This window comes from Flavonifractor porci (assembly GCF_037572415.1).
GTDB classification, from domain to species: Bacteria; Bacillota; Clostridia; order Oscillospirales; family Oscillospiraceae; genus Flavonifractor; species Flavonifractor porci.
In genome coordinates, this window is record NZ_JBBHLB010000001.1 from 334,840 (window position 1) to 350,493 (window position 15,654).

Sequence of the window (15,654 nt, forward strand, 5' to 3'; positions counted from 1 at the left end):
TTTTACTTGCTTTCTGGTATGATAATAGCACTTGCAAAATAAAGGGGTTTTATTGTGTTTGAAGTGATCAAAACCGAGGGCAGAGCCCGACGGGGCGTGTTTACCTGCGCCCACGGTACGGTGCAAACGCCGGTTTTTATGAATGTAGGCACCCAGGGGGCCATCAAGGGGGCCCTGTCCGCCTTTGACTTGAAGGACATCGGCTGTCAGGTGGAGCTGTCCAACACCTATCACCTCCATCTGCGTCCCGGCGACCAGGTGGTGCGCCAGATGGGCGGCCTTCACACGTTTATGCGGTGGGACGGGCCCATCCTCACCGACTCCGGCGGATTCCAGGTATTTTCGCTGTCCGGCCTGCGGAAAATCAAGGAGGAGGGTGTCACCTTCGCCTCCCATATCGACGGCCACCGCATCTTTATGGGGCCTGAGGAGTCCATGCAGATCCAGTCCAACCTGGGCAGCGACATCGCCATGGCCTTCGACGAGTGCGTGGAGAACCCGGCCACCTATGAGTACGCCAAGGCCTCCTGTGAGCGCACTCTGCGCTGGCTCCAGCGGTGCAAGGCAGAGCACGACCGGCTCAATGCTCTGCCCGACACGGTGAATCCTCATCAGATGCTCTTCGGCATCAACCAGGGCGCCACCTTCCCTGATCTGCGGGTGTGGCACATGAAGGAGACCGCCAAGATCGACTGCGAGGGCTACGCCATCGGCGGCCTGGCGGTGGGGGAGCCCACCCAGGTGATGTACGACATCATTGACGCGGTGGAGCCCCATATGCCGGCGGACAAGCCCCGGTATCTGATGGGTGTGGGCACCCCCTCCAACATCATTGAGGCGGTGGCCCGGGGCGTGGACTTCTTCGACTGCGTCATGCCCGCCCGCAACGCCCGCCATGCCAAGCTGTTTACCTGGTCGGGGGCCATGAACATCCGCAACGAGAAGTACAAGACCGACGAGCGGCCCATTGACTCCGACTGCGACTGCCCGGTGTGCCGCAACTTCTCCCGGGCCTATCTGCGCCACCTCTTCGTGGCGGAGGAGATGCTGGCTATGCGTCTGGCTGTCATGCACAACCTTTACTTCTATAATAAGCTGGCCCAGCGTATCCGGGATGCCCTGGACGCCGGTCAATTTGCGGCCTTCCGGGCGGAGTACTCTGAGAAGCTGGCCGGAAGAATCTAAAACAAATTGTGAATCATGGCGAAAAACACTTGTCAAAACTTGCAAATGGTTATATAATGTCCCATTGATGACGCATAGCGTCAAAGTTGAAATCGGAGGGGATTGTATTGACAGCACAGGTTGCCAACGCAATGTTGTCCAGTGCCGGTGCAGATGCTGCCGGAGCAGGTAGTATGTTGGGGATGATCATCCCGCTGGTACTGCTCATCGCGGTGTTTTACTTCATGCTGATCCGGCCGGAGAACAAGAAGAAGAAGGCTGCTGCCAAGATGCGTTCCGAACTGGCTGTGGGTGATCAGATCACCACCATCGGCGGTATCGTAGGCACCATCTGCGCGGTGAAGGAGAACACCATCGTGATCGAGACCAGCTCTGACCGCGTGCGCATGGAGTTCACCAAGTGGGCTGTGTCCACCCGCGGCACTCAGACCACTGAGGACGGCGTCAGCGAGACCAAGGAAAAGAAGGACGCCAAGGACAAGAAGTAATAAGAAACGCCCTCCCGGCATAGGTTTCATCAGGAACCTGTGGTAAGGGAGGGTGTTTTTATGGGTAAAAAGGAGGAGGACCAGGGCGCAAAGCTGCTGCGCTGCGCTTTGGGGATCCTGCTGGGAGGCCTGTTGGCCCTGGGCGTCTGTATGCTGTTTCTGCTGGGGGCGTCGGTGGCCATCTCCGGCGGGCTGCTGGACATGGACCTGACGTATCAAATCACCATCGTGGGCTGCGTGCTGGGCGGCTTCTGCGGCGCCCTGCTGGCGGTGAGCCGCTGCGGCGGGGGATTGGCCGCCGGATTGCTCACCGGAGGCGTGCTTTTCCTGCTGGTGCTTACGTTAGGAGCCCTGTGTTTCCGGGATGTATCCCTGGAGTCGGGAGGCATCGGCCTGCTGTGCGGGTCCCTGTGCGGCGGGGCCGCCGCCGGTCTGCTGGGGAGCGGCAATCGAGGGAGCAAACGGAAAAAACGCAGAAAGCGTTGAAATCCGCCGCCGGGTATGGTACAATACTCTAAAGTCTCTATTTGGGAGGGAAATCAGAATGAAGCATATCAAGACGCTCAACGGCGCTACTCTGAAGAAGAGCGCCGCCCACGGCGGCTGCGGCGAGTGCCAGACCTCCTGCCAGTCCGCCTGTAAGACCTCTTGCACCGTGGCCAACCAGAAGTGCGAGAACCGGTAACAAACAACAGGGCAAGGGTGGGCGAGTAGGCCCACCCTTTTCCATGCCCTGAGGAAGGAACAAAAATTTATGGTACATACCTTTCAGTGTCTCGGCGTACGCATCGCCGTTGACGTGAACAGCGGCGCCGTCCACGTTCTGGACGAGCTGACCCATGACCTGCTCACCGCTCTGGCGGAGCGGGAGGAGAACGGGGAGAGCCTGGACGGGGCCCTGCCCGAGTCTCTGGCTGCCGCCCTGCCTCAGTATGATCCCGCTGCCCTGGCCGAGGCCTGGGAGGAGCTGCGGGAGCTGAAAAAGGAGGGCCTGCTCTTCGAGGACGACGACTACATCGACCGGGACAAGGCTGCCTCCATGCAGCAGCAGGCCCTGGTGAAGGCCCTGTGCCTCCATGTCTCCCACGACTGCAACCTGCGGTGCAAGTACTGCTTTGCCTCCACCGGTGACTTCGGCACCGGCAAGCGCATGACCATGGACATCGAAACCGCCAAAAAGGCCATTGACTTTGTGGTGGCCAAGTCAGGTAACCGCCGCAACATCGAGGTGGACTTCTTTGGCGGCGAGCCTCTGATGGCCATGGACACCGTCAAGGCCACCGTGGAGTACGCCCGGTCCATTGAGAAGGAGCATGACAAGTGCTTCCGCTTCACCATGACCACCAACGGTGTGCTGCTGAACGACGAGAACATCGAGTACATCAACCGGGAGATGTCCAACGCGGTGCTGTCCCTGGACGGCCGCAAGGAGGTCAACGACGATCTGCGGCCCACCATCAACGGCAAGGGCTCCTACGACGTGATCGTGCCCAAGTTCAAGAAGCTCATCGCCGGACGGGGCACCAAGGACTACTATCTGCGGGGCACCTTCACCCGCTTCCACAAGGACTTCGCCGAGGATGTGAAGGAGCTGGCCGCCATCGGTAAAAACGTGTCGGTGGAGCCGGTGGTAGGGAAGGAGACCGACCCCTACGCCATTCAGGAGTCCGATCTGCCTGAGCTGAAGGCGGAGTACGAGCGCCTGGCTGAGTATCTGAAGGACCACCGGGAGACCAACTTCTTCCACTTTAACGTGGACCTTCAGCAGGGCCCCTGCGTCATCAAGCGGCTGCGGGGCTGCGGCGCCGGCTGCGAATATGTGGCCATCACCCCCGACGGTGACATCTACCCCTGTCACCAGTTTGTGGGCAACGAGGAGTACAAGCTGGGCAGCGTAAAGGACGGCACCTTTGACAACAGCCTGTCCAGCCGGTTTGCCGGTCTCAACGTCTATACCCGGGAGGAGTGCGCCCACTGCTGGGCCCGGTTCTACTGCTCCGGCGGCTGCTCCGCCTCCAACCTGCTTGTCGGCGGCGACATAAAGCACCCCCACAAGGTGGGCTGTGAGCTGGAGCGTAAGCGTCTGGAGTGCGCCATCGCCCTCAAGGCCATCGATGCCGGCATGGCCGATTAAGGGGTATACAAAACGTAATTATACAATTTGTAATCATTGTAATCAGCGCAGAAAGCCCTGCTGTTTAAGGCGGAAACCCTTGAGCGGCAGGGCTTTTCTCTGTTTCTTCCGAGGCGCAGGCAAAATGGGGACCTGTTGCTTGCTCCGGAAGCGGGAAGGACGGATAAGGCGGTGTGGCAAGGGTTTTCCCCTGTCGCAAAAAGAGCCCATTTTCCTAGGTTAATTTGTAGAAAAGGGGCTGCTGCCAGCCTTGATGGTGCCTTTGAGGTCACTGGTAGACATAATACGATTTACATAAGTATTCGGCATAATCGACAAAAATGACTTTTTTTCTTGCCGCGTCTTGCACAAAGCCCCAGGTTAAGCTATGATGATACCAAGAAATGAACAAGCAGGTCTGATTTACCGGCTTGGCGCATAGGCTTCTGGTGGGAGGTGAAGCCTTTGCGCAGGACCATTGTGGCCGCCTGGAACGTGCCCAGGGACGGGATCGTCCCGGCATTGATCATCCTGTCGGCTTGTTTTTTGGCCGGAGGACTGACAGGCTGTCTTCTGGCCGCCCAAGTGGGCGGCGCGGGTGAAGCCAGTCTGAATCAGTACCTGGAGGCCTTCCTGCTGACCGCGCAGGAGGGCGCCGTGGATGTCCCCGCCCTGTGGGCGCAGATTTGGGACACGCTGCGCTGGCCGCTTTTCGCTCTGCTGCTGGGATTCACCGCGATAGGGCTGCTGGGGCTGCCGGTGCTCTTTGCCCTGCGGGGGTTTTTGCTGGCCTTTTCCATCGCCTCCTTTGTGCGGGCCTTCGGCGGCGCCGGCTGGCTGCTGGCCTGCCTGGTGTTCGGCCTTGGCGGGGTGCTGTCTCTGCCCGCCCTTTTTGTGTTGGGGGTGCAGAGTATCCTGTCCGCCCGGGCCCTGGCCGCCCGGGTCCGGGGCGAGGGAAAGGGCAGAGTCCTGTGGGGCCGGGACTGTCTGGTCCGATGTGCGCTGTGTCTCGGCGCTGTTTGTGTGTGTATTTTGCTGGAGCGGACGGTGACGCCCGCTCTGCTTTCCGGCGCGGCAGGCGCTCTTTTGAACCGATAGAGAGAAACGGGAAGGTGTTGGAAGGATGGAGTACCTGAGTGGATACGAACGATTTCTGACCGAAGAAAAAAAGGCGTCCCCCAACACGCTGAGCTCCTATCTGCGTGATGTGCGCCAGTACATGGACTGGTTGGGGGAGGAAGGGATCTCTCCCGCCCAGGCCGTCCATGCTGATGTGGAGGCCTATACCCGCAGCATGACCGCCCGGGGCAAGTCCGCAGCCACCGTGACCCGGTGTCAGGCCTCCCTCAAGTCCTTCTACTCCTGGATGATGGAGGCTGGCCAGATCAGTGAGAATCCCGCCCGGGGCCTGTCTCAGACCAAGGTGGAGCGTAAGCTGCCCCACATCCTTACCTCCCGGGAGGTGGAGCTCTTTCTGGAGCAGCCCGACCCCTCCGATGCCAAGGGCTGCCGGGACAAGGCCATGCTGGAGCTGCTCTACGCCACCGGAATCCGGGTCAGCGAGCTCATTGGCCTGGATCTGGACAACATCAACCTGTCCGCCGGGTTCATCCGGTGCGCCAACCGGGGGAAGGAGCGGATCATCCCCCTGTACCAGGCGGCGGTGCGGGCCTTGCAAAACTATCTGGACCGGGTCCGGCCCCAGATGGTGGAGCATCCTGATGAGAAGGCCCTCTTCGTCAATATGAGCGGGGAGCGGATGAGCCGCCAGGGGTTCTGGAAGATCATCAAGCACTACCAGGAGAAGGCGGGTATCCAGAAGGATATCACCCCCCACACCCTCCGCCACTCCTTTGCCGCCCATCTGCTGGAAAACGGCGCCGACCTCCATTCCATTCAGGAGATGCTGGGCCACGCCGATATCTCTTCCACCCAGATCTACACCCAGGTGGTCAGCCAGAAGCTGAAGGACGTGTACAACAAAGCCCATCCCAGAGCGTAAATTAAACCGGCCGCGGAAGAAACCGCGGCCGGTTTTTTGCGTCCCATGGCGGAACAATTCCTCCTTGCGCCCGTTCTGTGGCCGTGATACAATATTCTCTGTATGGAAAACAGGGAGGAAACCGACGCTATGCTGATTTTAGGCATCGACCCCGGCTTCGCCATCGTGGGCTTCGGCCTGGTGGAGGCAGCGGGGGGGAGGGCCCGGCTGGTCCAGTGCGGGGCCATCACCACCCCGGCGGGGGAGGCCCTGCCCGCCCGGCTCCTCCAGATCTCCAATGACATGGACCTGCTGCTGGAACAATTCAAGCCGGAGGCCATGGCCATCGAGGAGCTCTTCTTCAACAACAACATCACCACCGGCATCGGCGTGGCCCAGGCCCGGGGGGTGCTGCTGCTGGCGGCGGAGCGGCGCCAGGTGCCCATTTACGAATATACCCCCAGCCAGGTGAAGCGGGCGGTGGTGGGCTACGGCAAGGCGGAGAAACGGCAGGTCATGGACATGACAAAGCGGCTTTTGAACCTGAAAGCCGTCCCCAAGCCGGACGACGCCGCCGATGCGGTGGCTATCGCTCTGTGCCACGCCCGCTCGTACACCTCCCGGCTCCAGAGCCCCGACGCCAACCGGCCGGGCAGCGGCCGGTATGAGGCACGCCGTTAGGAGTTTATGATTATGTTTTATTATGTAAAAGGAACCGTGGCCCACACCGCCCCCTATCTGGCGGTCATTGACTGCGGCGGGGTGGGCTACGCCTGCCGCACCACCAACAATACCCTGGCCCGGCTGAAAAAAGGGGAGAGCGCCAAGCTGTTCACCCACCTGAACGTCCGGGAGGACGCCATGGAGCTGTACGGCTTTGCCACGGAGAACGAGCTCAACTGCTTTCAGCTCTTGATCTCGGTATCCGGCGTGGGACCCAAGGCGGCATTGTCCATCCTGTCCTCCGCCACCCCCGAGTCCCTGGCCATGAGCATCATCACCGGGGATGAGAAGGCCCTGACCGTGGCCCAGGGTATCGGCAAGAAGATCGCCCAGCGCATCATCCTGGAGCTGAAGGATAAGCTGGCCAAGGGCCAGATCAGCCCGGGCGGCGAGAGCTACGGCGGCACCGGGGTCACGGTGATCCCGGAGAACAAGTCCTCCGAGGCGGCTGCTGCTCTGGCGGTGCTGGGCTACTCCCAGACCGAGATCGGCATGGCCCTGAAGGGCATCGACGTGGACACCCTCAGCCTGGAGGACATCATCAAGCAGGCACTCAAGAAAATGATGAAGGGGTAATCCCCCGGAAGGAGGAACCACCATGGCCAAACTGGAACGGGATCTGACCGGCAGTTTTGACGGACTGCTGGACTATCTGCACGACGGGATTTTGAACGGAAGCTCCTCCGCCAGCTGGGAGGACAGCAGCGACTACCACAGCGGCTCCTTCCGGGTGGCCGTTCGGGTATATGAGCGGTACAGCTTCATGGGGGGCAACCGGGTGAGCCTCAACCTGACCCTGGTGGGCAACGGCCCCCATCTGTTCCTGTCCGCCATCACCTCCGGCGGCAGTCAGGCCATGCTGTTCAAGATCAACACCCTGGGGGAGGGCGCCTTCCTGGATAAGGTGGAGGAACTGTTGGACCAGTGGTGCGGATAAGGAAGTGAGACTTTGAGCATTGCATTTTCTGAAGACGGATTTGAGACCGAGGAGCCTCTGGTGACCACATCCCTCACCCGGGATGACGAGAACGAGGGCTCTCTGCGGCCCAAGACCTTAAACGAATACATCGGCCAGGCCAAGGCCAAGGGCAACCTGGAGGTGTTTATCCAGGCCGCCAAGATGCGCAGCGAGCCGTTGGACCATGTGCTGCTCCACGGCCCCCCGGGCCTGGGCAAGACCACCCTCAGCAACATCATTGCCAACGAGATGGGGGTCAATATCCGCATCACCTCCGGCCCGGCCATTGAAAAGCCCGGCGATCTGGCGGCTCTGCTCACCAATCTGGCGGAAAACGACATTCTGTTCGTGGATGAGATCCACCGGCTCAACCGGTCGGTGGAGGAGATTTTGTACCCCGCCATGGAGGACTTTGCCATCGATATCATCATTGGCAAGGGGCCGTCGGCCAACTCCATCCGGCTGGACCTGCCCAAGTTCACCCTCATTGGAGCCACCACCCGAGCGGGCCAGCTGTCCGCCCCTCTGCGGGACCGGTTTGGCGTGACCCTGCGGCTGGAGCTGTACACCCCGGAGGAGCTGGCCCTCATTGTCACCCGGTCGGCGGGCATTCTGGATGTGCCCATCGAGGCCGATGGCGCCATGGAGATCGCCAAGCGCAGCCGGGGTACCCCCCGTATTGCCAACCGGATGCTGCGCCGGGTGCGTGACTTTGCCCAGGTGAAGGCAGGGGGCGTCATCACCCGGGAGGTGGCCGACGTGGCCCTGTCCGCCCTGGAGGTGGACCACCTGGGGCTGGACGCCATCGACCGGCGGATGTTAGGCTCCATCATCGAGCACTACGGCGGCGGTCCGGTGGGTCTGGAGACCCTGGCGGCCACCATCAACGAGGAGGCCGTCACACTGGAGGACGTGTACGAGCCCTATCTGATGCAGATGGGCTTCCTCACCCGCACGCCCAGAGGGCGGTGTGTCACCCGGCGGGCCTACGAGCACCTGGGCCTGGCCGTCCCCGGCGGGGTGGGGATGGAGCAGCTGAGCTTTTAAAAGTAGACACAAACTTTAACACATCCTTTTCATTGGATGATTTTGGTAGAAAGAGGTAATCTAGCATGGGTAAACTGTTTGGAACCGATGGTATCCGCGGCGTGGTCAACGCCGGTCTGGACGCGGAACTGGCCTATGATGTGGGCGTGGCGGCGGCCTATGTGCTGGCCCAGGCAAAAGGGGAGGGGCGTCCCCGGTTCGCCATCGGCAAGGACACCCGCATCTCCTCCGACCTGCTGGAGGGTGCGCTGATGGCGGGCCTGTGCTCCGCCGGCGCCGACGTGCTCCACCTGGGCGTGATCCCCACTCCCGGCGTGGCCTGGGTAACGGTGGACAGCGGCTGTGACGCCGGTATCGTCATCTCCGCCTCCCACAACCCCTTCGAGCACAACGGCATCAAGATCTTCAACGGCCAGGGCTTCAAGCTGTCTGACGAGCTGGAGGGCAAGATCGAGGACATCATTCTCAACAAGGTTCCCGTACCACGCAAGACCGGCGGCGACATCGGCCGGGTGGTCTATGCCGACCAGAAGGAGAGCCAGGATTATATCGACCACCTGGTGTCCACCATTGACTCCGACCTGTCCGGCCTGAAGATCCTGGTGGACTGCGCCAACGGCGCCTCCTCCGCCACCGCCGGACGGCTCTTCGATTCCTTCCCCGACCTGCACACCGATATCATCAATGCCGATCCCGACGGCGTGAACATCAACAACGGCTGCGGCTCTACCCATCTGGACAGCCTGAAGGCCATGGTCACCGCCGGCAAGTACGACCTGGGCATCGCCTTTGACGGCGACGCCGACCGCTGCCTTATGGTGGACGAGACCGGCGAGGAGATCGACGGCGATCAGGTCATCGCTGCCTGCGGCCTGGAGCTGCTGGAGCAGGGCAAACTGCCCGGCAACGCGATCGTGGGTACCGTCATGAGCAACCTGGGCCTGCACGTCTTCTGCCGGGAGCACAACATGGAGCTGTTCTGCACCGCCGTGGGCGACCGGAACGTGCTGGAGAAGATGGAGGAGGAAGGCTGGGTCCTGGGCGGCGAGCAGTCCGGCCACACCATCTTCCGAAAATACGCCACCACCGGCGACGGTCAGCTCACCGCTGTACAGTTCCTGGCTCTGCTGCGCCGCTCCGGCAAGAAGGCCTCCCAGCTGGTGGAGGGGTGCAAGCGATATCCCCAGACCCTCATCAACGTGCCGGTGGCCGACAATGCCGCCAAAGAGGCCATCATGAACGACGCCTCCATTATGGACGCCGTGGCCCAGCAGGAGAAGCTGCTGGCGGGCACCGGCCGGGTTTTGGTCCGTCCTTCGGGCACCGAGGCCCTGGTGCGGGTGATGGTGGAGGCCCAGAGCCAGGAGGATGCAGAGAAAGTTGCACAGCTCTTGGCAAATGTCATAAAAAATCGGGGCTGAAACCGAAATATTTCTGGCAAACACTTGACAAATTCAGGCATCAACGCTTATAATGTGCAAGGAGAAACGGCATGAAAGAGGACCATTTCCAACCGCAGGAACCCAGCGATGAGGCCCTGTGCGCCCTGGTCGCTTCCGGTGACCGTCAGGCCGAAGAGGACCTGGTAGTGCGCTATAACCGCCTGGTCCGCATCTGCGCCCGGCCCTATTTTCTGGCCGGCGGAGACAGCGAGGACCTGATCCAGGAGGGAATGGTGGGGCTGCTGGCCGCCATCCGGGAATATGACCCGGAAAAGGCCGCCGCCTTCCGCACCTATGCGGAGGTGTGCATCAAAAACCGTCTGTTCTCCGTTATCAAAGCAGCAGCAAGAGATAAGCACATACCGCTGAACAACTCCGTCTCGTTCGGAACCCCTCTTTTTAGTGGGAACGGCGATCCATTGGCGTTCAGCCCGCCCGACGGACAGGGAACGGATCCGGAGGAGATCTTCCTCAGCCGGGAATCCTTCCGGGAACGTCTGGAGGCGCTGATCGGTCAGCTGTCCGGCTTCGAGGCAAGCGTACTTCGGTTGTATCTGAACGGTCTGTCCTACTCCGAGATTGCAGCCGAGGTAAACAAGTCCCCCAAATCGGTGGACAACGCGGTGCAGCGTATCCGGCGCAAGCTGGCGCAGCAAACTTCTTCCGGCGACATCAGCAAAGGCTGATCGCAATATTACACTGACCCAGCACATGGATCATCCGGACCTGGGCAAAGAAGCAAAGAGAGGGTAACATCATGTACGAAGACAAGACTCTGGTATGTAAGGAATGTGGCCAGGAGTTCGTGTTCACCGCCGGTGAGCAGGAGTTCTACGCCGAGCGCGGCTTCCAGAACGAGCCCCAGCGCTGCAAGAGCTGCCGTGACGCCCGCAAGGCTGCCTCCCGCGGCCCCCGCGAGTACTTCACCGCTACCTGCGCTGCCTGCGGGGGCGAGGCCAAGGTGCCCTTCGAGCCCAAGTCCGACCGTCCTGTTTATTGCAGCGACTGCTTCGCCCGTATGCGCGGCGAGCAGAACTAATCTGCATACCCAAAAGGCCGTCCCGTTCGGGGCGGCCTTTTTCTGCTTTATTGTATAAATTTATCATTGACAAGCACCTTTTTGCTCCTTATAATAGTTCAGTATTTTATAGTAAATTAGTAGGAAATAAATGTATGATTTAGGAGCAACATATGAATCCAAAGATGAAAAAGCTGCCCGTCATGCTGACCACCATCGCCCTTGCGGGCCAGCTCGCGCTGCCCGCCGCTGCGCTTGCAGCGGTTCAGCCCCGCAGCTATGAGGGCAGTATCAACATTACCGACGTCTTTCACGACCGGAACCTCCAGGCCTGGCTGCTGAACGGCAGCAATCTGGGCGGCGCGGGCGCCGACGGCGTTCTGACAGAGGAGGAGCGGCTTGCCGTGACCCAGCTGGACCTGTCCGGACTGGGTCTGACCAGCCTGGAGGGCTTGGGCGCGTTTCCCAATCTCCAGGCCCTGAATTGCACCAACAACAACCTGACGGAGCTGGACGTGTCCCAGAATCCCGCGCTGACCCGGCTTTCCTGCGGCTATAACCGGCTGACTGCCCTGGATGTGTCCCACAATCCGGCGCTGGAGTACCTCAACTGCAACTTCAACCGCATCAGCCGCCTGGACCTCAGCGGCCACAGCAAGCTGGTCTCCCTGTACTGTGAGATGAACCAGATGGGGTCTTTGACCCTGACCGGCTGTACCGGGCTCAAGGTCCTCTATTGCCGGAACAACCAGCTGGAGGAGCTGCTGCTCACCGAGAGTACCAAGCTGGAGTTTATCGAGACCTTTGACAACCGGCTCACCTCCATCGACGTGAGTATGCTGTCCAACCTCCAGTTCCTCCACATCGACCACAACCGCCTGACTACGCTGGACATGAGCCACAACACCAAGCTGGAGGGCGGCGGCTTTGTGGCCCGAAACAACTTTATGGAGGAGATCAAGCTGCCCGTTCAGCCCGGTCTGACGGTCTACCTGGATGACTACGAGGAGCAGGACCCCATTGAGGGATACGACCGGGCGGCCTGGTTCCTGGACCCTGATTTCCGGACTCCCGCTCCGGCGGAGCTGGAGGCGGCAGGGCAGACCCTGTACAGCCAGCGCATCGCCAACCGCTACACCATCTATTTCTCCTCCAACGGCGGCAACGGCTCTCTGTCCAACCTGTCCGCCCGGTGGGATACTCCGGTGCGGCTGCCCGAGAGCACCTTCCGGCGCAGCGGCTACACCTTTGCATCGTGGAACACCCAGCCCAGAGGGGATGGTAAGACCTATGAGAATGGGGCACAGGTGACCAACCTGGCCGGCGAAAAGACCGATGGGGACCGGATCACCCTCTATGCCCAGTGGACGCCCAACCAGTATACCATTCAGCTGGACCCCAACGGGGGAGAGGGTGAGGTCCAGACCCAGAGCGCCGTCTACGGCCAGACGGTGAACCTGATGGCCAACCCCTTTACCAAGGAGGGCAAGGAGTTTGCCGGTTGGGCCACTGCCTCCAATGGGGGTGTGCGCTACGGAGACCAGGCCCCGGTCCAGAGCCTGACCGCTGAGGCAGGCGGCACGGTGACCCTCTATGCCGTGTGGCGCACCCCCATCAGCGAGATCCAGAAGCCCTATCTGGACCGGCTGGACGGCATCTTCCAGGGCTATACCCAGGGCGACTACACCACCCAGGACTGGAGCACCCTGTCCGGCGCCTATACAGCGGCTGTGAACCAGATCCAGGGGACCGAATCCACCGTGACCATGGACCGGGCCGTGTCCAACGCGCAGACTGCCATGGCTGCCGTTCCCACCCTGGCGGACCGGGTAGAGGAGATCACCCAGTCCTGGACGGAGGACCACACCACCGCCCTGAACAGCGTGTCCGCCGGTCTGCTCACCGAGTCCAATGCCGGTGGTACCGCCGGACTGGCCCAGGCGGCCCTGGCCGATCTGGCCCAGGACCGGCTGGAGACCCGCACCACCCTGACCGGCCAGGCCGACCGCCAGCTGGTGGTGGGCAAGGCCGCCCAGCAGCTCCAGACCAAGGCGGATGGCCTGATGACGCTGGTCCAGGCCGCCCAGTGGGTGGAGGGGCTGGAGGGCCTCACCACCCAGCCCATGGAGCAGGTTCAGGAGGAGCACATTGCCCAGTATCAGGACGCCATCACCCATTACCAGGCCCTGGACGCCGCGTGGAAGGCCTGCATCAGCCCCAGCGTACCGGATGAGCTGGAGGGACGGCAGGAGCTGGCCGCGGAAAAGCGGGCCCAGGCCCAGGCCCTTCAGGAGAAGTATGACCGCCTGGATCAGAGCCACTACTCCGCCGAAGGGCAGGCGGCCCTGACCCGCGCCCTGAACAACGGCCTGGCGGCCATCCGTGCCGCCGGTGACCTGGATCAGGTCCGTCAGGCCGGAACCCTGGCCTGGAACGAGATGAGTCAGGTGCCCACCATCGACGAAAAACCCGTCACGCCCCCTGAAGGCGGCGGCTCCGGCGGTGGTTCCGGCGGCGGCGGCTCCGGTGGTGGTTCCGGCGGCGGCGGCTCCGGTGGTGGCTCCGGCGGCGGCGGCTCCGGTGGTGGCTCCGGCGGCGGCGGCTCCGGTGGTGGCTCCGGCGGCGGCAGCATCGGCGGCGGTTCCGGCGGAGGGGGAGCAGGGGAGACCCAGAAGCCTACGGAGACACCCGGGACCACCGTGACCGACAAAAAGACCGGCGCCACCGCCCAGGTGACCACCGGGACCGACGGCAAGGTGACCGCCCAGGTCACCGTTCCCTCCGGCGTGGCCCACGCCACCCTCCGCATCCCCTGCACCGGCGGCACCGGCACTGTGGCGGTGCGGGTACTGGCCGACGGGACCCGGAAAGTCCTGCCCCGTTCGGTGTATCAGGACGGCGCGCTGACCGTGCGTGTGGACGGCTCCTGCACCATCGAGCTGGTGGATGGCAGCAAGCAGTTTGCCGATGTGTCTGACCGGGACTGGTTTGCCGACTCCGTTCAGTTTACCGCCAGCCGGGAGCTGTTCTCCGGCGTGGGCGGCGGTAAGTTTGCTCCCGCCGGTACCATGACCCGCTCCATGCTGGTCACTGTGCTTCATCGGCTGGAGGGCAGCCCCGCCCCCGCCTCCAGCGGCAGCTTCCAGGATGTGCCCGGAGACGCCTGGTACAGCGACGCGGCCAACTGGGCGGCGGAGCAGAACATCGCCGGAGGCACCGCCCAGGGCCGCTTCGACCCCGATGCGCCCCTCACCCGGGAGACCCTGGCCGTCATGCTCTACCGCGCCGCCGGCAGCCCCGCCTCCTCCGGCAATGGGCTGGACAGCTTCCGGGACGGAGCTCAGACCTCCTCCTGGGCCAGAGAGGCCATGGAGTGGGCCTGCGCCAGCGGTATCCTCACCGGTGACGGCAACGGGAGCCTGCGGCCCCAGGCCGACATCACCCGGGCCGAGGTAGCCGCCATGCTCACCCGGTTCGTGACCAACACCACAATGGCATAACAGCAGCGGCCCGGATGGAATCCCATCCGGGCCGTTTTGTATCATGGGGGAGAGGGGGCGCATAGGATGGTGTGGACGGGGCTCCCGTCCCGTCCCAATCCATAGGAGGAGGGACACCCCTTGTATCCCGAGAACAACCCTCAGAACATTCCCGGCATCTGTGACGACAGCTGCGGCACGCTCCCTGAGTGCGCCCCCCTGGCCGTCCCCTATGTGCCGTTTCAGCAGAATAACCCCAAGCGTTACTCCCAGCAGGAGGCCCTGGCCAACGGCACCCTGTTTCCCGGCCTGAACCTGCCCTTCCATATCAAGGCGGAGGCGGTGAAGGTGCTGGGCACCCAGCTGGCCGAGCTCCAGGCTCTGGAGTTCATGCTGCTGGAGCTGGGCCTCTACCTGGACACCCACCAGGACGACACCGAGGCCTTCCAGCTCTTCCAGAAGTACACCGCCCTGGAGGCAGAGGCCCGCAAGCGCTACGAGGCCCAGCACGGTCCCCTGACCCAGAGTGCCGCTGCCAACGCGGAGAGCTGGGCCGCCTGGCTGGAGGGCGACTGGCCCTGGCACTACAATCCGGAAGGAGGGGCCAAGTAATGTTCCAATATGAGAAAAAGCTCCAATACCCCGTGCGCATCAAGACCCCCAACCCCAAGCTGGCCGCCTGGGTCATCAGCCAGTACGGCGGACCTGACGGCGAGCTGGGCGCCTCTCTGCGCTATCTGTCCCAGCGGTACGCCATGCCCTATCCAGAGCTCAAGGGCCTGCTCACCGACATCGGTACCGAAGAGCTGGGCCACCTGGAAATGATCGGGGCCATCGTCCATCAGCTCACCCGGGGACTGACCCAGGAGCAGCTGAAGGAGGGCGGCTTCGCTCCCTATTTTGTGGACCACACCACCGGCATCTATCCCACCGCCGCCTCCGGCGCTCCCTGGAACGCCGCCGGCATCGGCGTCAAGGGGGATGTGATCGCCGACCTCACCGAGGATATGGCCGCCGAGCAGAAAGCCCGGGTCACCTATGACAACATCCTGCGCCTCAGCGACGACCCCGATGTCAGCGACGTGATCCGCTTCCTGCGGGAGCGGGAGATCGTCCACTTCCAGCGTTTCGGCGAGGCGGTGCGCCTGGCCAAGGAGAAGATGGACCGGAAGAACGTCTACTTCACCAACCCCGCCTTCGACACTGCCAAAAAGTAAGCA

At 62.2% G+C, this 15,654-nt stretch carries 17 protein-coding genes; all 17 read left to right on the plus strand.

Going from position 1 to position 15,654, the window contains the following annotated elements; all coding sequences use genetic code 11:
- The first annotated feature begins 54 nt into the window (after positions 1–54).
- The 17 genes from tgt (at position 55) to WHJ28_RS01725 (ending at position 15,651) form a co-directional block, all read left to right on the plus strand.
- Positions 55–1,185, plus strand: a complete 1,131-nt coding sequence (tgt, locus tag WHJ28_RS01645; protein ID WP_340039329.1) for a tRNA guanosine(34) transglycosylase Tgt — start codon at positions 55–57, stop codon at positions 1,183–1,185.
- A gap of 173 nt (positions 1,186–1,358) precedes the next feature.
- Complete coding sequence (gene yajC, locus WHJ28_RS01650) at positions 1,359–1,673, plus strand: preprotein translocase subunit YajC (protein ID WP_340039330.1); 315 nt, start codon at positions 1,359–1,361, stop codon at positions 1,671–1,673.
- Positions 1,674–1,733: 60 nt separating this feature from the next.
- On the plus strand, positions 1,734–2,159 hold the full coding sequence (locus WHJ28_RS01655) for a TIGR04086 family membrane protein (RefSeq protein WP_242955424.1): 426 nt from the start codon (positions 1,734–1,736) through the stop codon (positions 2,157–2,159).
- 58 nt (positions 2,160–2,217) lie between these two features.
- The gene (scfA, locus tag WHJ28_RS01660; RefSeq protein WP_087188745.1) at positions 2,218–2,358 is read left to right on the plus strand and encodes a six-cysteine ranthipeptide SCIFF; all 141 of its coding nucleotides are present in this window, start codon (positions 2,218–2,220) and stop codon (positions 2,356–2,358) included.
- Positions 2,359–2,427: 69 nt separating this feature from the next.
- Positions 2,428–3,807, plus strand: coding sequence for a thioether cross-link-forming SCIFF peptide maturase (gene scfB / locus WHJ28_RS01665; protein ID WP_340039331.1), 1,380 nt, complete (start codon positions 2,428–2,430; stop codon positions 3,805–3,807).
- Between the two features lie 435 nt (positions 3,808–4,242).
- The gene (locus WHJ28_RS01670) at positions 4,243–4,884 is read left to right on the plus strand and encodes a stage II sporulation protein M (RefSeq protein WP_340039333.1); all 642 of its coding nucleotides are present in this window, start codon (positions 4,243–4,245) and stop codon (positions 4,882–4,884) included.
- A 25-nt stretch (positions 4,885–4,909) separates the two neighbouring features.
- Positions 4,910–5,788: a site-specific tyrosine recombinase XerD gene (xerD, locus tag WHJ28_RS01675; protein ID WP_340039334.1), complete on the plus strand. Its 879-nt coding sequence runs from the start codon at positions 4,910–4,912 to the stop codon at positions 5,786–5,788.
- A 129-nt stretch (positions 5,789–5,917) separates the two neighbouring features.
- Entirely contained in the window at positions 5,918–6,448 is a 531-nt protein-coding gene (gene ruvC, locus WHJ28_RS01680; RefSeq protein ID WP_340039336.1) for a crossover junction endodeoxyribonuclease RuvC, read from the plus strand.
- A gap of 12 nt (positions 6,449–6,460) precedes the next feature.
- Complete coding sequence (gene ruvA, locus WHJ28_RS01685) at positions 6,461–7,066, plus strand: Holliday junction branch migration protein RuvA (protein WP_302497132.1); 606 nt, start codon at positions 6,461–6,463, stop codon at positions 7,064–7,066.
- Between the two features lie 22 nt (positions 7,067–7,088).
- On the plus strand, positions 7,089–7,427 hold the full coding sequence (locus tag WHJ28_RS01690; protein WP_340039338.1) for a DUF6054 family protein: 339 nt from the start codon (positions 7,089–7,091) through the stop codon (positions 7,425–7,427).
- A gap of 12 nt (positions 7,428–7,439) precedes the next feature.
- Positions 7,440–8,495: a Holliday junction branch migration DNA helicase RuvB gene (gene ruvB, locus WHJ28_RS01695; RefSeq protein WP_340039339.1), complete on the plus strand. Its 1,056-nt coding sequence runs from the start codon at positions 7,440–7,442 to the stop codon at positions 8,493–8,495.
- A 65-nt stretch (positions 8,496–8,560) separates the two neighbouring features.
- Positions 8,561–9,916 carry a phosphoglucosamine mutase gene (glmM, locus tag WHJ28_RS01700; protein ID WP_340039340.1) on the plus strand — a complete coding sequence of 452 codons (1,356 nt, stop codon included), beginning with the start codon at positions 8,561–8,563 and terminating at the stop codon, positions 9,914–9,916.
- 71 nt (positions 9,917–9,987) lie between these two features.
- The gene (locus WHJ28_RS01705) at positions 9,988–10,623 is read left to right on the plus strand and encodes a sigma-70 family RNA polymerase sigma factor (RefSeq protein ID WP_340039341.1); all 636 of its coding nucleotides are present in this window, start codon (positions 9,988–9,990) and stop codon (positions 10,621–10,623) included.
- A 71-nt stretch (positions 10,624–10,694) separates the two neighbouring features.
- Positions 10,695–10,976 (plus strand): zinc-ribbon domain containing protein, encoded by a 282-nt coding sequence (locus WHJ28_RS01710; protein ID WP_340039342.1) that lies wholly within the window; start codon positions 10,695–10,697, stop codon positions 10,974–10,976.
- A gap of 152 nt (positions 10,977–11,128) precedes the next feature.
- Positions 11,129–14,455 (plus strand): S-layer homology domain-containing protein, encoded by a 3,327-nt coding sequence (locus tag WHJ28_RS01715; protein ID WP_340039343.1) that lies wholly within the window; start codon positions 11,129–11,131, stop codon positions 14,453–14,455.
- A 120-nt stretch (positions 14,456–14,575) separates the two neighbouring features.
- Complete coding sequence (locus WHJ28_RS01720; RefSeq protein WP_340039344.1) at positions 14,576–15,046, plus strand: spore coat protein CotJB; 471 nt, start codon at positions 14,576–14,578, stop codon at positions 15,044–15,046.
- Positions 15,046–15,651 (plus strand): manganese catalase family protein, encoded by a 606-nt coding sequence (locus WHJ28_RS01725; RefSeq protein ID WP_340039345.1) that lies wholly within the window; start codon positions 15,046–15,048, stop codon positions 15,649–15,651. Before WHJ28_RS01720 ends, WHJ28_RS01725 begins: the two co-directional genes overlap by 1 nt.
- The last annotated feature ends 3 nt before the right edge of the window (positions 15,652–15,654 follow it).

What these genes read in the sequence shown, in the direction of transcription:
- yajC (WP_340039330.1), top strand. Translation starts at nt 1,359, where the DNA reads ATGTTGGGGATGATCATCCCGCTGGTACTGCTCATCGCGGTGTTTTAC.
- WHJ28_RS01655 (WP_242955424.1), top strand. Translation starts at nt 1,734, where the DNA reads ATGGGTAAAAAGGAGGAGGACCAGGGCGCAAAGCTGCTGCGCTGCGCT.
- scfA (WP_087188745.1), top strand. Translation starts at nt 2,218, where the DNA reads ATGAAGCATATCAAGACGCTCAACGGCGCTACTCTGAAGAAGAGCGCC.
- scfB (WP_340039331.1), top strand. Translation starts at nt 2,428, where the DNA reads ATGGTACATACCTTTCAGTGTCTCGGCGTACGCATCGCCGTTGACGTG.
- xerD (WP_340039334.1), top strand. Translation starts at nt 4,910, where the DNA reads ATGGAGTACCTGAGTGGATACGAACGATTTCTGACCGAAGAAAAAAAG.
- ruvC (WP_340039336.1), top strand. Translation starts at nt 5,918, where the DNA reads ATGCTGATTTTAGGCATCGACCCCGGCTTCGCCATCGTGGGCTTCGGC.
- ruvA (WP_302497132.1), top strand. Translation starts at nt 6,461, where the DNA reads ATGTTTTATTATGTAAAAGGAACCGTGGCCCACACCGCCCCCTATCTG.
- WHJ28_RS01690 (WP_340039338.1), top strand. Translation starts at nt 7,089, where the DNA reads ATGGCCAAACTGGAACGGGATCTGACCGGCAGTTTTGACGGACTGCTG.
- glmM (WP_340039340.1), top strand. Translation starts at nt 8,561, where the DNA reads ATGGGTAAACTGTTTGGAACCGATGGTATCCGCGGCGTGGTCAACGCC.
- WHJ28_RS01705 (WP_340039341.1), top strand. Translation starts at nt 9,988, where the DNA reads ATGAAAGAGGACCATTTCCAACCGCAGGAACCCAGCGATGAGGCCCTG.
- WHJ28_RS01710 (WP_340039342.1), top strand. Translation starts at nt 10,695, where the DNA reads ATGTACGAAGACAAGACTCTGGTATGTAAGGAATGTGGCCAGGAGTTC.
- WHJ28_RS01715 (WP_340039343.1), top strand. Translation starts at nt 11,129, where the DNA reads ATGAATCCAAAGATGAAAAAGCTGCCCGTCATGCTGACCACCATCGCC.
- WHJ28_RS01725 (WP_340039345.1), top strand. Translation starts at nt 15,046, where the DNA reads ATGTTCCAATATGAGAAAAAGCTCCAATACCCCGTGCGCATCAAGACC.